Origin of the sequence: Mycoplasma simbae ATCC 49888 (genome assembly GCF_000702705.1) — a bacterium.
Lineage (GTDB): Bacteria > Bacillota_I > Bacilli_A > Mycoplasmatales > Metamycoplasmataceae > Mycoplasmopsis > Mycoplasmopsis simbae.
This window is the reverse complement of sequence record NZ_JNJG01000005.1, coordinates 107,555-123,147: the sequence shown is the minus strand read 5'-3', so window position 1 is coordinate 123,147 and position 15,593 is coordinate 107,555. Positions and strand designations below refer to the sequence as shown.

The following is a 15,593-nucleotide window of genomic DNA, read 5'->3' as shown; positions in this document are numbered from 1 at the left end:
TGTTTTTGAAATTATTTTTTTACTCTTCTAAGTGTTGGGAATAACAATACATCACGAATTGAACTTGTTTCTGTTAAAAGCATAACTAAACGGTCAATTCCAATTCCGCAACCACCTGTTGGTGGCATACCGTACTCAAGTGCTTCAACAAAGTCTCAATCAATGTCGCTGGCTTCATCATTTCCAGCATTTTTCTCTTCAATTTGTTTTTTAAATCTGTCTAATTGATCAATTGGGTCTGAAAGCTCTGTGTACATGTTGGCATATTCTTTTGTGTTGATAAATAACTCTGCACGCTCGGTAAATCTAGGGTCATCACCTTTAGCTGAAAGAGGCGAAACTTCAATTGGGTGGCCATAAACAAATGTAGGTTGAATCAGTTCACTTTCTACTAATTCTTCATATAATGAGTTAATAATGTGTCCAACTGTATAGAATTTTTGAAGTTTGGCTCCATGTTTTTTAGCAATAGCTACTGCATCTTCAAGTGAGATATTTCTAAAATCTGCACCTGTTTTTTCGTTAACTGCATCAACCATATTAACACGCTTGAACGGTTTAGATAAATCAATTTCCACACCGTTGTTAATGAAGGTTGTTTTGCCTAATTTTGCACATAATTCTTTAAACAAAGCTTCTGTACGATTCATCATCCCCTCAACATTTGAATAGGCTTCATAAAATTCAATTGTTGTAAATTCAGGGTTGTGAGTTGTGTCATAACCTTCATTTCTAAAGATACGACCTAGCTCATAAACTCTATCAAATCCCCCAATAACTAATTTTTTAAGAGGAATTTCTGTAGCAATACGAAGAACAAATTCTTGATTTAGTGAGTTATGGTGTGTGACAAATGGTTTAGCAGCAGCACCTGAAATATAGTCGTGTAAAAAAGGTGTTTCAACATCTAGGTAGCCTAAATTGTTGAAAAATTCTTTAATTCATTGAGTAATTTTAATTCTTTTAATGAATTTTTCTTTACTTTCTTCGTTAACGATTAAATCAACATAACGTTTTCTGTATCTTTCCTCAGCATCTACTAAACCATGGTATTTTTCAGGTAAGGGTTTAAGTGATTTTGATAAAAGTTGAATTTTATCAGCACGCACAACAACTGCATCAGTCATGGTCTTCATAACTTCACCGCTAATTCAAACTATGTCGCCTAAATCTAATGTTGAGACTAAATCTGCATACTCTAAATTTTCTTTTTTATTGAAATAAGATTGAATATTTCCGTGATAATCCTTAATTACTAAAAAAGGTCCTCTTCTTCCGATTAGTCTACCAGCAATATTTCTAATGATTTTTTTATCGTGTAATTCATCTTTAGTAAAGTTAGCAAATTCTTTCGCTAAATCATCACTATAGCTTAACTCACCTAAGTTATAAGCTTTTTTATATGCTTCAATATTGCTTTCATTATACGCATTTAATTTATCACGCCGAACTTGTTCTTGTTCTGTATATTTCTCCATTTTTCCTCCGTTAATAAATAAATTAATATTCAAATTTTACTAAATTTTAATATTTTACGCTTTCATATTTGTATTTGGTTTTTAAATCCAGCTTAAAATTATTTTTTTATTATCAAAAGTGCGAAAAAGTTATACAATATATTCACGTGGTCGCGTAGCTCAGCAGGATAGAGCACAAGCCTTCTAAGCTTGTTGTCAGAGGTTCGAATCCTCTCGTGATCGCCATTTTTTTATACTTTTTTCAATAAAATTCAATAAAAAAATGGCCTAAACCATTTTATCTTGATAATAGATTATTTAAGTAACTAATAGCAATTACAAAATCATATGAAAGCCTGTAGCCAAAGTATAGTGATCATTTTGCAACTTCTGATTTGGATTGAGATTCTGGTTCCAAGGTATTAAAATGTTTGTTAAATTTAAGAATAATATATCAATCAATCATCATGTATAAAAATACAAGTGCAATACCCAATGTAGATATTAATGTGAATAAAATTCTGCTTGTGACAAATCAAGAAACAATAGCAAAAATGAATAAAAATATTGATCCAAAGATTGCTACTGTTGAAATTTTTCCAATATTAATTTTATTGAAAAACGCCAATGTTCCAGCAATTAACATTCCTGCAGTTGGAATAAAGAATAATGTCATTAATTTTCAAATATTGCCGTCAATTTCATAGGTTAAAAACACTATACCTAGAATTGTGTATCCAATCAACAACATTGATGCAGTTGTCAATGGCGCTAGGACTCAAACTTTCATTTTTGGCCCTCACATCATCACCGTGAAAATCAAAATAATTGACAATACTGTTGCAATCATAAATGAAATTGGCTCAAACTTATAAGTTCCATTTGTAGTTTTTGTAAACAGTAAAAATGCTATACCGCCTAGAATCGCCAAAATTAAATTGATAGCAAAACTAAGTATTGATCCAGAAATGATTTTGTTCGCTTCTTTTGCTTTAGTATTTATTGTTTTGTATGTATTCATACTCAATATCATATCACAAAGTAAATAAAAAATCACCTTCCGGTGATATGGCTGCCCCTGTTAGATTCGAACTAACGCATGTTGGTACCAAAAACCAATGCCTTACCGCTTGGCGAAGGGGCAATAATGGTGGAGGGGGAGGGATTCGAACCCCCGAACCGTGAGGAAGTGGGTTACAGCCACCCGCGTTTGGCCGCTTCGCTACCCCTCCAAGTGCAAATCCAGTATCAAATTTGCAATACTATTATAATACAATTTTAATATTAGGATAATTTTTTTTAAAATTTTGATTCCAATTTATAAAATAACTCTAATACACTCAATATTTTGCCAAAAAGCGTAATAAAATCAATGTTATTCAATGCGTGCATATTATAATTATGATGTTATATATTTTTTAGGAGAAAAGCAAATGAAATTAAATAACACACTTTTATTTGGTATGCCAAATTGCCAACCTTTAACTGAAAAAATTGCTAAAAAACTTGGTATTCATGTTTCACCAATTGAAAAAACCGTTTTTGCTGACGGCGAAAGAATGCTAGTTAGTGGCGAAACAGTAAGAAGCAAGGATGTATATGTTGTTGCTTCAACATCTAGACCAGTTAACGATAACTTGATGGATCTATTATTATTTATTGACTCATTAAAAAGAGCAAGTGCTCGTTCAATTACAATTGCTCTAAGTTACTATAGCTATGCTCGTCAAGACCGTAAAGCCAGTGGACGTCAACCAATTGGAGCTAAACTTGTTGCAGACTTAATTCAAACTGCAGGAGCAACAAAAATTATTGCTGTTGATTTACACAATCCTGCAATTCAAGGATTTTTCAACATTCCGATTGATGATTTAAGAGGAGCTTACCCAATTGCACAAGCAGTTAAAAGCTTTAATGAACCTTTCACAGTTGTTTCGCCAGATCATGGTGGAACAATTAGAGCTCGTAAATTAGCTGAACTAATTAGCCACTCAATTAAAATCAGCATTATTGACAAACGTAGAATTGGTACAAACCAAACTGAAGTTATGGGTCTAATTGGTAATGTAGAGGGCGAAAACACAGTAATTATTGATGATATTATTGACACAGGTGGAACAATCCTAAAAGCTGTAGATACTCTAAAAGCACACGGTGCTAAAAAAATTGTTATTGCTGCAACTCATGGTATCTTCACTAAAGGATTTGAAATCTTCCAAAACAACCCAAATGTTGATAAAGTTATTGTTACTGACTCAATCGATAATACAGAACTAGAAGCTAAATACGACAAATTACACGTTATTAGTTTAGATACATTCCTAGCAGGTGTTATTCAAGCATCAATTACTGGTACATCTGTAAGTGATTTATACGATCAAATTGCTAAAGATATTTCAGATAATGAACACTAATTTAGAAAAATATATTGACTTAATCTACAAATATAATCAAAATAAAAACATTACAGGCTTCAAGACCGTTGAAGAATTAAGAAATTTAGGTATAAACGATTCTATTAAAGCAATGGAAGTTGCTCAAAATATAGGATTAGATTTTACTAACCTAAAAATAGCCGATATAGGAGCTGGGGCGGGCTTTCCCTCAGTTCCATACCTCATTCACAATTACTCTTTTGATCTAACTATTATTGAGGGTATGGCCAGCAGATGCGAATTTTTACAAAGCGTAAAACAAGAGCTTAATCTTGATAAATTAACTATTGTTAATAAGCGCTCTGAAGATACTTCTGAACTACGTGAATATTTTGACGTAATTACTGCCAGAGCAGTAGCAAACGTTAAAACAATGTTTTTATTAACTCACCATCTGTTAAAGGTTGGCGGTTATTTATACCTGCCAAAAGGTAGAGGTTTTCAACAAGAAATAAACGAATTTTTAAAATCTTTCCCTGATCAAAAAAATAACGTGCAAACAATCGAATACACGAACATTTTGGACGAAAAGTCAACTATAGTTGTTATTAAAAAAACAAGCAAGTCTCCTAAAAACTGACCTCTAAATTGAAAACAAATTAAAGACTACAAATAAGTGCGCAGGCACTTTTTTTGTTGAACTTTTTCAATAAAAATAACAATTTTTTCCTTTTTGGTGAAAATTGTGAACCTTTGGAGAATATAAAAACGAAAGGAGAAAAAATGACAATGATAAATATTGCCCAGAACGCTAATTCATTCAGCGCCCAGCAAAGATACAACGTTGTTAAATCACTAGCACAACTAGATAAAGCCAATAACGAATTAGGTTTTAAACAATACAAGGGAAAAATTATTCCAAAATATAGGTCTCGTTTTGCTCAAACAATGGCAATGTTAACCCCAATAAGTTCAATGATCATTGAAAATGAATTTAATAATAAAAACACAAAGGATTGGTATGACAAACATTTTTCAAAAACAACTTATTATAAAAATCGCAAAAAAGCAATAGAGGAGTTTTTGTATTTTTACCTTAATCAATAACCCAGCCCAACCTCAACCTGTTCAGCAGGTTAACAGGTTAATTTTAGAGCCATACCAAATGATTGCAAAACGAGTTTCAAAACTCGACCCAACTCCAGGTTTAAACAAGTTTACATTAAATTTATTTGATCATGAAACAATGCGGAGAGCAAAACATGGTCAAGACCTAATTAGAGGTCGAATAGAATTAAGACGCATTTTTAATGAAGATCAGTTTATTTTAGCAATTACCATTACAACGCCAAATTGATCAAAACATAGGGGCGGATTAAGTTATAATCTAAATAATGCAGTAATCACGGTAAACAACAAGGTTTTAGATAACAATGTGTTGAAAATTGCGAAAGGCAATTATGAAATAGGGTTGAAAGGTAACAAATTAGACTCACTTCTAGACTATAGTCTTTCTTCATTCGTCACTAAGCCTACAGACTCTATTGACATTTATAATATTGTAATTAAATCACAAGACCTAGGATTGAAATTTTCAGAACTTAATTCCGTGATTTTTCAAGATAGTTATACAAAAGATGTTTTAGAAGTTAAAAAAATAGCAACAACAAATCGCAAATATTTTCTTCTAGCATCAGATGATAAAGCTATTATATCTATTCCCGATAAGTATCAATTTGACTTTGGTGAACTACATAACGATGTTTTATCAGTAAGCAAACGCTATTTAAATACTGAAATAACATTTAATAAATTAAATTATTTGCATCAAAATAAGATAGCATCTGCAAAAATATATGTGGAAGACGACAGGAGAAAACTCCAAAAAGCTATGTTTCCTCTTGAAGGATTCTATCCATACTACTTAAATAAGAATTATCAATATTCATTCACAAAAAATCAATCATTATCAAAACATGGCATCGTTGAAATATCAGGTAAACACCTTGCAAACGTAAATAACAAAACAAATATTAGGGAGCAGATTCAAAGTTCAATATATAGCAACGGTATAGAAAAATCTGAGTATATTTTCGAAGAGCCTATTGAATATGATTTTCAAACTAATGTATTAGTTAACGGTGAAGATTATTCCAAAAAGGGGCTATTTGTACCATATAACTTCAAAGGTGATCTAAACACAATATACAACTATCAATTTAAAAATAGCAACGCAGCAAAAGATATCTTTGATATTAGCATAAATCATATGCAAAAGGTTGCTAATAGAATTTTAGATCCTTATGACGGTGAAGTCAAAATGAAAATAAACAATACATTTTTTGAAAACAAGGAACTGAAATATCAAATGAATCAAGATGAAGTGGACAAGTTCTTGAAGAGTTCTACACAAGATATAAATTATTTTGAAACATATAAAAAGGTAATAGATGAGAAAAAAGATTCTAATTAGTTTAGGGGCTATTGGTGTTGTATCCGCCATCGCAATCCCTATCGCTGTTGTTTCGGCATCAAAGAAAAATGACCAAAAAATTGTTGAAATCAAGCAAAATATAGATTCTGAAAATGTGTTTCCCGCTCTTTCAGTTGAAGAATTTTATAAATATGCTCGTTTTGACGGAGTTGATTACCATTTTGATAAAAACATAGTTTATGCAGCTACCAAATATGTTGCAAGCAATCTACAAACAAGTATAAATAAGTTCAATTTTGATTATAAATTTATAAACAATAAACATCTAGAGTTAAAATTTGTGGTAAGTAATGGTGATGATATTTTCACACAAAAATATGATTTAATTTTGCATAAATAAAACTTTCATGTATTCGTGAAAGTTTTTATAATTAATGTATGAAATTGCAGAATGTAAAAATTGTATTCATTGATCTAGATGGAACAAGTTTAGATTACAAAAGAAAACTTTTGAGTAGAAAAAACTTAGAAATTATTGAAAAATGAAAGCAAAAAGGTATTAAATTTGTTGTGTCTACTGGTAGGGGCATCAACGCGAAAACACAAAAAGTTTTGCAGCAGCTTAAGTCAACAGGAAATGTGATTGCATGAAATGGTTCAAAAATTTTACACAACGGACTAGAAGTGTTTTCTTCGCCTATTAGTTTTGACACTGCAAAAAGTATTCAAGAATTAGCAAAAAAACACAAAATAAGTACAATTATTAATTCTGATTTTAGAAATAAAACATACACAAATAACTTTTTTTTAAGAATATTTTTGTGATTTAAAAGAGCTAAATTGAATAAAATTTCCGCTTTAAATATTGATTATCCAGTATATAAATTTATATTTTTTACCTCAAACAAACATAAACTTAACGGTTTTAGACAAGAATTAGAGGCCATAGCAGGCAATCAATTAAATATAGTGGGAGCAAGACACTACAGCGAATTTATAGAGGTAACACATAAGGATTCATCAAAAGGTCAAGCGGAACTTACATACGCTTCTTTAGATAACATAGATCCAAGCCAATGTTTGCACATTGGTGACACGATGAATGATGCTTCAACTGTTAATAAGGTAAAGCATGTAATTGCAATGAAAAACTCAACCAGAGAATTCAAAAAGCTGGCAACTCACATCAGTCCTTTTAGTTATAAAAAGGGCGGTCTTGGTAAAACACTAGATTATTTTTTAGATAATAAAGACAGTAAGTAAAAAATCAACGTTAGAGCGTTGATTTTTCTAAACATTTTTCTCAAGCACACCAACTGCTTCAATATGGTGTGTTTGTGCAAACATATCACAAGGCTGTAGAAATCTTAATTTGTATCCATTATTTTGCAAATAATCTATATCTCTACACATTGTGTGCACGTTGCATGAAATGTACCCTATTTTTTGAGGACTCAACTTAACTACCGATTGAATAAAGTCTTCACTCATGCCTGATCGAGGAGGATCAACTATAACAACATCTATGGTTTCTGATACATTCAAAATAGTTTTGTTTACATCGCCAGCGTAAAAAGATGCATTTTTTATTCCATTTTTTGTTGCATTATTTTTTGCATTTTCCACAGCTTCGTTAACTAGTTCTAAACCGATAACTTTTTTCACCTTAGGCGCAATTTTCAACGATATTGAACCTGCACCTGAATATGCATCAATAACAACATTTTCTTTATTTAGTGCCAAATTATCGATCAAAAGATTGTAAAGATTGTTGGTTTGCAATGAGTTAACTTGAAAGAAGCTATTTCAATTGTACGAAATTAATGTATCTCCGATATAGTCAGTTAGAGAAGCAGGGGAATTCAATAGTTTTCTTGAAAATGGTTTTTTGGCTTCTATATTGATAATAATGTTTTTTGTAATATGAATATTTTGTTGAATTAATTCAATAAAATTACTGAATAAAGCAATATTTTTGGCCGAATTTATAATAATTAATAATTTATTTTCAAAAAGAGAATATCTGAAAGTTACACTGTGAACAAATTTAAAATTATCAATAAAGTGATTGTTTTTGTTAACTATGTTTTCAAACGCCAAAATTGCATTATTGATCTGAGGGTGCGCTAAATCGTAGCTATCTTGATGAATTAAATCGTGTGTATTTTTTGCAAATAATCCGAGCTTAACCTTGTTATCAACTACTTTACAAAATACTGTGAGTTTGTTTCTGTAATGTCATTTTTGCGGGCTAGGCAATATCTTATTCACCTTTTCGAAATGGATATTACGGCCAAATAAATATTCTACAAAGTTTTGTTTAAACTCAAGCTGATCCTCATATGAAAGCATGGCTATAGAAGTTGAGCCCGTTAACATTAATTTTTCGTTAGCAATGCTGATACGTTTATTTGACGTAGTGTGTCTATTTTCAACAGTGGCAAAAGCAAATTTACTATTTGCTTTTTTAATTTTTATGTCAGCAGATTCGCCTGGCAATAAATTTTCAACAAAAATTGAGTAATTATCAGCTTTAACTACTCCTAAACCCTCAAATGATAATTGTTCTGCTTTAACATTGTTAATTATTTGGCCTTGTGCATATTTCATAACTTGCTAATTATAATAAAAAAGACGCAAAAAGCGTCTTAGTGATTAACATATAAGATAAGTAAAAGAAATAAGCATCACGCATAAGGCTTATTTAATTATTGATTAGAAAGGAGTAATATACTCTTAAGCAACGATTCCTATGGAAATCGTAATCGTTCACATTGGGAACGCATCGGTTATATTATAGCATCAAAAATCTACAGACCAAAACTTATTAATTCAGTTTTTTTAGGGTATTGATCTTTATGATTTTTTTGATTTCACTCTCTAATTTTATCTAAAAGCCTTGTTGAATAATAATCTTCATAATTCAAGTAGATATCTGGTTCAACCCCATCTTCGGTGTAAGGCAATTCATTCACATCTGTTGGCTTGCTATTAGATTTGCCACTATAGGCGGTGGAACTTGAAATATCAATGTTGGTGCCATCAGGCAACACAGTTGGCAAAATAGCAAACATTCCGCCGCCCGATTTATTACCGATTACAGTTGCTAATTTATCAGCTTTAGCAACATGGGTAAATAAATTAGCTGCACTGAATGTATTTAAACCAGCTAACACAAACCAATTGTATTGTGTGTAGCCATCATAACTGTTGTATTTACCGTCTCTGTTAGTATCAGTTACAAATGATAAATCATCATATTTTTGCGAAAGCCTGTCTTGAATGTATAAATGCACTGGCTTGTTGGTTAAAAATCCTAACGATTTTTGTAACGCTGCTGAAGAGCCACCACCATTAAGCGAAATATCAAGAACTATATTTTTAATTTTACTTGCATTCTCGCTGTTTTTGATTTTTGCTAATGCAGCATCAAATAATCAGTAGGTATCATAACGCCATTTGTCGTCTTGTTTAAGCTCGTCTTTGTCGCCCACCTCAAATGAGTTAAAAACAATACGTGCAGTATCATCATAAATATGCACTACTCGCGAGTTAATGTTATTTTGCTCTCTTAGCATTTCTAACTGATCTCTTCTTTGCGAAAATTGTGTACGTTTTTGCGATTTATCGCGTCCATCATAAGACACTACAGTACCAGATTTTTCCGCAAATGATTTAGAAATAATTCTTGAATGCAATTCATTAAGTTTACCGTAAATAAAATCTTGATACGCTTCTTTATACACATTATAGTCGGTGCTCAATAATTTGTTTTTTATGCCTATATTTTGTGTATATTCGTAAAAGTCAGTTGCGTTATTTGAGCTAAAAAATGAGTTTGCCAGACCATAATAATTATCAAATAAAAGAGCCATGAAATTGTAATTATTCAATCTAGATTGTTTTGTATCTGCAATGCCTTTTCTATAAAAATCAATATACTCCTGCGGCATATTAGAATCAAATCTTGCACGTGAGTATTTATAATCTACACCCAAAAATTTAGAGCCATTAAATTGCAAGTTGTAGTAATTTGGCGAACAAAACATTAAGTTGAATACACTTATAGGCAAAAATAAATTATCACCTTCAGAAAGTACGTCAATATTGTATTTATTTAAATTGATTTGTGCTGAATTATTATCGCTCAACAGTGAATTAGAATTATAAGTTTTGTACTGCAAATACTGACCATAATCAGTATTTTGCGTAGTTTTTGTAAACTCAAATGCGTCAGCATCATCAAAACTAACAGCTTCATTATTGGTGTCAAATGAAATAAAGTGGTTGCCTACTGTATAGGTTATTACACCATCTTTATTGCTTTTTAATTTAATGCTTCCAGTATCAAAAAATCCGTTTAATACATTGATTGCTTGATTGATATTTACGTAATAATCTTTGGAATTATTGTGCATAAAAACATCAATTTTACTTTTTGCAACTGTATATTCTTTACTTAGGCTTTCAAAATCCATTGCACCAAGTTTTTGAAGCATAGCTGGTTTTTTATCATCATGTGGTAGCTCAGAGCTAGAAAAATCAAAACTTCAGCTTCCATCTGCTAATTTTCTAGCTACTATAACAGCAGCTACCGAGCCAACACTTACTAAAACTGAAATTGCACCGGTAAAAATTATTCTTTTAGTCATGTCTAAAGTATAACAAATAAAAAAATAGCCTAATTGCTATTTTGAGGTTTGGCAGGTTTGATTAAATCTAGAATGTTGTCTCTATAATAATCTTCATAATCCAGTGTGTAATCTACATCAACACCATCTTCAGTGTATGGTAAATCATCAAATGAAGCAGGTTTAGTGTTAGTCCCTGCGGTTCAAGCATTGATGCTTGAAATATTAACATTGGTTCCATCCGGTAGTACTGCTGGTAAAATCGAGTACATTCCACCACCACTGCGATTACCAATAACTTTTGCAACTCCTGACGTTTTTGCTCAGTGTGTAAACAAGTTAGCGGCACTAAATGTATTAATTCCAGCTAAAACGTATCATTCATATTCTGGGTGCGCATCACGACGATCAAAAACTTTATCACCGTTTGTATCAATTTTGAAGCTCATATCTGTGTATTCTTCAGAAAGGTTATTGCGTACAAAGATATTTATAGGTTTGTTGGTTAAATAACCTGCAGCTTGTTGCATGGCCACTGAAGATCCACCGCCGTTTAACGCCATGTCAATAATTACTTTTTTAACTCTATTTTGCGGATCATCTTTCTTGATACGTGCAATAGCATCTCTAAATAATCAATATGTATCTACTTTTCATCATTCTGAACGGTCAAGTCCCTGAGTTGAGCCACTATTAAAGCTATCAAACACAATTCTGGCAGTATCGCCATATACGTGTGTAATTTTGTTTAAATAATTGTGTCCGTTTGGTGAAGTAGTAGTTGAACGTAAATAACGTAAATCGTTAGAAATTTTGTCAAATTTTTTGCGTTTTTCTGAGTATCTTTGGCCAGTATTATTGACAATTGAATCAGCTTTACGATATAAAGAATGAGTTACTATTGAAGAGTGTAAATCATTTAAGTGTTTGTATCATAATTGACGGTAAGCTTCTGTATACGTTGAATGATTAGTGCTCAACAAATGAGGTTTCAATCCTATTTTCTCTGAAAATTCATAGAAATCTTTAACACCATTGCGTTTATATAAGGGTTTACTTAAGCCGTAAAATTTGTCAAACATTAAGGCTAAAATATTGTAGTTATTTAATCTTTGTTGCTCAGTTTCAGTTTGATTTCTAGTTACATCATAATATGTCTCAAGATTGTATGGTTCAATACGTGAATTGTTGTAATCTACACCCAAGAATGATTCACCATTGTACATTAAATTGTAGTAATTATTTGCTACAAACACAAGGTTGAATGCTGATAAAGGCATAAAAATGTTTTCTTTATCAACAATTATGTCAATATTGTATTTTTTTAGATTAAGTACATTTAAATCGGTTTTATTTTTCTTGAATGTAACGGTATCATAACGATCAAATTTTATACGTGGGTACTGAGGAATTGCAGCGATGTCGTTTGAAAATTGAAAGTTATTAGTTGATGTAAATTCAATAGTGTCTTTTTCCTCGTTGAATATTAGTTTGTTTTGACGACCTAAATCATAGGTTAATTCAGTATCATTTTTAACTTTGTTTTTTACACCATATCTGTCGAATAAAACGTGAAATTTACCAGTCACTTCAGTAAAGTTGATGTATGGTTCTTTAGTTTTGTTGTGTTCGTATAAATTAATTCGTTGATTTTCAATAAATACTGAAGAAGACAACGAATTAAAAGGTTTTTCACCTAATATTTTTAGCGTATTACTTTGAGTTTGATCAACTCATGGTTGCTCAACATCAACATTATCATTTGGTGGGGTTGGTTCATTTGTTGGTGGATTTTGCGTACCTGTGCCCGGGTTGGGAGTTACAGGTTCAGGGTTAGGACTTGGTGTTGGCTCAGGTTGAGGCTCAGGAGCGGGTGAAGGTTCTGGGTTTGGTGTTGGTTGTGGGTTTGGAGCAGGCTCGGGTTGAGGCTCAGGGGTAGGTTTTACTACTGGATCAACAGGTTTAGGATCTGGCTTTGGTTGGGGATTTGGTTTGGGGTCTGGCTTTGGTTTTTCAATATTATCTTTGCGGTCAAAATTGAAGCAAGCAACACTTACAAGTGAAGGAAAAACCAGTGCCGCAGGCACCAATAAATTGAATTTAGAGAATTTTTTTCTAGGCATAAACACCTTTCAACAATTAGTATGTAATACTGTGATTTTTATAGATTAATGGCGAAACAATTTTATATGTAAAGAAAATAATAAACATATTTCACCAAATTTTTACAGGGCTAAGAATTATATGTTGGAACATATAAACAAATAGGTTAGATGAAGCGCTTGAAGCTTCAATACTTTGTTTTTCAGCAAAAGAAAGAATTGGCACATTAAATAATTCAATTAGAGCTGAAAACACAACAATTGGCACAATTATTAAATATAGAGAAGATTTAAGCTTGAATCTAGCAAATACTATAAACACAAGCATTGCCAGATAACCTGAAAGCATTAATGGAAGTAGAATTCAACGGTTAGGAATAATGCCTGAAGCAATTGTTTTTTCGCTAATTTTAAATCCAATTAGATAAGTTACTAATAGCATTACTAGAGTTAGTATTGATACACAAACAATCAAATTTATGTTCATTAATTCAGTCTTTTTGCTTTGTTTTTCTTGTTTTTTATTGCGATCATAATAAAGCTTAATAATTTTTCTTTCAATCTTTTTGATTTTGTTTTCATTGCGTTGTGGTGATTGTTTTAATATATCAAGTTTATTAAAAAGATGATTTATCGATTCTTCATAAATTGAATCACGGAATTTACCACCAAATAAGAATTTAATTAATCTTAGGAAAATTCAACTAACAATGCCAGGTATTACTCCATCTAGAATTGCGGCGACTAAGAATAAAACATTAAAATAAGTAGGCACAAACATAAATGAAATTAAGTCAGATACAGCACCAACAAAACCACCAACAATAGGCCCAAAAATAAAACCGGTGATTTTGATTGGCAAGCCAATAATACTTATTTTATAGGCAGGTAAAGAAATAAATGGCATTAACTGGAACACAATCAAAAAAAATGCAACTGAAATTGCAATCAAAATACCAATAAAAGTTATTTTTCTTATTGACCATTTCGAAAAGGTTTTGAAATCGTCATCAGTACCATGATTTCTCATGCCCTTATTATAAAACAATAATATATATGCGGTTAGGATATTTATGCAATTTATGGTTGCGTAAATAAGTCTTGAAAATGCAATTTTATGGCTGTTAATTTTGTATAGTGCTAAAATATTGATATTACAAATAGAAGGAGAAATATGTTAATTAACAAAATCAATCAAAATAGAAGTGAAGATGTTTTATTAAGAGCACATTTTAAAGAAGATGGCTCAGTAGAACACTTAATTGAAAAAAACAATGCTGTTACTGAATTTTTAAGCAAAAATGAAGCATTAGTTTATCTAGGTGAAAAAGATAAATTAACATTCAAAACATTGGTTAGCTTATTTGGTTCTTTATCTAAATCATTACCAAGAAGCTACCAATTTGACGTTGAAAGCTTTGTAACTTCAAAATTAAGTGCTGCTCAAGTATTGGAAGCATACATTAGAGGTGTATATTTTGAAAAAGCAGAACTATATAACGAAAAAACTGCACCTAAAGATAAAGCTGAATTTAAACTAGAACCTTACAAAGCTGAAGTTGATGAAGATTTAACTAAAGCTATTGAAAAAGCAGTAATTTTAGCTGAAGCTACAAATTACGCACGTAACTTACAAGTTACTCCACCAAACGTTTTAAACTCAGAAAAACTAGCTGAAATTATTGCAGAAGATTTTAAAGTATATGACAACTTAAAAGTTAGCGTTCTAAACAAAAAACAAATCGAAGAATTAGGTATGGGTCTATTGCTTTCAGTTAACCGTGGCTCAATGTACGAAGCTAGAGTTGTAGTTATTGAATACAACGGCGCTCCTGAATCACAAGAAAAAACAGTTCTAGTCGGTAAAGGTATTACTTTTGACTCAGGTGGATACTCACTAAAACCATCTCGTTCAATGTTAGGAATGAAATTTGACATGTCAGGTTCAGTAATTGTTGCTGCTACACTTAAAGCAATTGCTCAACTAAAACCTCACAAAAACTTTACTGCTGTAATGTGCATTACAGATAACCGTGTAAACGGTGATGCTTCATTACCTGACTCAGTTTGAAAATCAATGAATGGTAAAACTGTTGAAATCAACAACACAGACGCAGAAGGCCGTTTAGTAATGGCTGATGGTATCACATACGCAGTTAGAAACCTAAAAGCTACTCGTGTTATTGATGTTGCTACTCTAACTGGTGCTATTGTTGTTGCCTTAGGTCACACATACACAGGTGTATGAGCTACAAGTGAAAAAGCTTGAGAAGACATTTCTAAAGCCGCTGATTCAGCTCAAGAATTAGTATGAAGAATGCCTTTTGATGAAGCATTTGGTGCTAACATCAAAAAATCAGTTGTTGCTGATCTAAAAAACACTGACTTATCAGGAAATGCAGGATCATGTTCAGCTGCAATGTTTCTAAAAGAATTCACCGAAGATGTTGAATACATTCACCTAGACATTGCTGGTACAGCCGAAATCAGCGAAGTGCCACAAGGTGTAATGGTTAAAACTCTAACAGAACTTGCTTTAAGCTAATTTAAATCTGGCACTGCCAGATTTTTTTATGCCTTTTATTATAAAAACA

13 protein-coding genes and 3 tRNA genes are annotated in these 15,593 nt (G+C 31.7%); 8 read left to right on the top strand and 8 right to left on the bottom strand.

All coding sequences use genetic code 4. From position 1 onward, the window contains the following. Positions 1-11: 11 nt before the first annotated feature. The gene (lysS, locus tag T329_RS0101460; RefSeq protein WP_029608672.1) at positions 12-1,478 is read right to left on the bottom strand and encodes a lysine--tRNA ligase; all 1,467 of its coding nucleotides are present in this window, start codon (positions 1,476-1,478) and stop codon (positions 12-14) included. 148 nt (positions 1,479-1,626) lie between these two features. Between lysS and T329_RS0101455 the strand changes: the two genes are divergently transcribed. Further along, a tRNA-Arg gene (locus T329_RS0101455) sits at positions 1,627-1,703 on the top strand. Positions 1,704-1,755: 52 nt separating this feature from the next. Here the strand turns inward: T329_RS0101455 and T329_RS03745 are convergent. From T329_RS03745 to T329_RS0101440, 3 genes are all read right to left on the bottom strand, one after another. Next, positions 1,756-2,478 (bottom strand): MAG0110 family membrane protein, encoded by a 723-nt coding sequence (locus tag T329_RS03745; RefSeq protein WP_029608671.1) that lies wholly within the window; start codon positions 2,476-2,478, stop codon positions 1,756-1,758. A 48-nt stretch (positions 2,479-2,526) separates the two neighbouring features. Beyond that, positions 2,527-2,601: transfer RNA gene (locus T329_RS0101445), tRNA-Gln, on the bottom strand. A gap of 4 nt (positions 2,602-2,605) precedes the next feature. Continuing rightward, positions 2,606-2,689, bottom strand: a tRNA-Tyr gene (locus tag T329_RS0101440). A 201-nt stretch (positions 2,690-2,890) separates the two neighbouring features. Between T329_RS0101440 and T329_RS0101435 the strand changes: the two genes are divergently transcribed. The 6 genes from T329_RS0101435 to T329_RS0101410 all read left to right on the top strand — a co-directional run bounded on the left by T329_RS0101435 (position 2,891) and on the right by T329_RS0101410 (position 7,529). Beyond that, positions 2,891-3,871, top strand: coding sequence for a ribose-phosphate pyrophosphokinase (locus tag T329_RS0101435; protein ID WP_029608670.1), 981 nt, complete (start codon positions 2,891-2,893; stop codon positions 3,869-3,871). Then, positions 3,861-4,508, top strand: a complete 648-nt coding sequence (rsmG, locus tag T329_RS0101430; RefSeq protein ID WP_245595521.1) for a 16S rRNA (guanine(527)-N(7))-methyltransferase RsmG — start codon at positions 3,861-3,863, stop codon at positions 4,506-4,508. Before T329_RS0101435 ends, rsmG begins: the two co-directional genes overlap by 11 nt. A gap of 107 nt (positions 4,509-4,615) precedes the next feature. After that, the gene (locus tag T329_RS0101425; RefSeq protein ID WP_029608668.1) at positions 4,616-4,939 is read left to right on the top strand and encodes an MG284/MPN403 family protein; all 324 of its coding nucleotides are present in this window, start codon (positions 4,616-4,618) and stop codon (positions 4,937-4,939) included. A 58-nt stretch (positions 4,940-4,997) separates the two neighbouring features. Then, the gene (locus T329_RS0101420) at positions 4,998-6,305 is read left to right on the top strand and encodes an MHO_1580 family protein (protein ID WP_029608667.1); all 1,308 of its coding nucleotides are present in this window, start codon (positions 4,998-5,000) and stop codon (positions 6,303-6,305) included. After that, positions 6,283-6,666 carry an MHO_1590 family protein gene (locus T329_RS0101415; protein WP_051630121.1) on the top strand — a complete coding sequence of 128 codons (384 nt, stop codon included), beginning with the start codon at positions 6,283-6,285 and terminating at the stop codon, positions 6,664-6,666. The genes T329_RS0101420 and T329_RS0101415 overlap by 23 nt, the downstream gene beginning before the upstream one ends. 38 nt (positions 6,667-6,704) lie before the next feature. Then, a complete protein-coding gene (locus tag T329_RS0101410) occupies positions 6,705-7,529 on the top strand; it encodes an HAD-IIB family hydrolase (protein ID WP_029608665.1) in 825 nt (274 codons plus the stop codon). A 27-nt stretch (positions 7,530-7,556) separates the two neighbouring features. Here the strand turns inward: T329_RS0101410 and rlmD are convergent, their stop codons facing one another. From rlmD to T329_RS0101390, 4 genes are all read right to left on the bottom strand, one after another. Further along, positions 7,557-8,876, bottom strand: a complete 1,320-nt coding sequence (rlmD, locus tag T329_RS0101405; RefSeq protein WP_029608664.1) for a 23S rRNA (uracil(1939)-C(5))-methyltransferase RlmD — start codon at positions 8,874-8,876, stop codon at positions 7,557-7,559. A 200-nt stretch (positions 8,877-9,076) separates the two neighbouring features. Beyond that, on the bottom strand, positions 9,077-10,918 hold the full coding sequence (locus T329_RS0101400) for a S41 family peptidase (RefSeq protein WP_029608663.1): 1,842 nt from the start codon (positions 10,916-10,918) through the stop codon (positions 9,077-9,079). Positions 10,919-10,947: 29 nt separating this feature from the next. Beyond that, complete coding sequence (locus tag T329_RS03865) at positions 10,948-13,020, bottom strand: S41 family peptidase (RefSeq protein WP_029608662.1); 2,073 nt, start codon at positions 13,018-13,020, stop codon at positions 10,948-10,950. Positions 13,021-13,036: 16 nt separating this feature from the next. Further along, entirely contained in the window at positions 13,037-14,029 is a 993-nt protein-coding gene (locus tag T329_RS0101390; RefSeq protein ID WP_029608661.1) for a folate family ECF transporter S component, read from the bottom strand. Positions 14,030-14,173: 144 nt separating this feature from the next. Here T329_RS0101390 and T329_RS0101385 point away from each other — a divergent pair, with 144 nt between their 5' ends. Next, entirely contained in the window at positions 14,174-15,544 is a 1,371-nt protein-coding gene (locus T329_RS0101385) for a M17 family metallopeptidase (protein ID WP_029608660.1), read from the top strand. Positions 15,545-15,593: the final 49 nt, after the last annotated feature.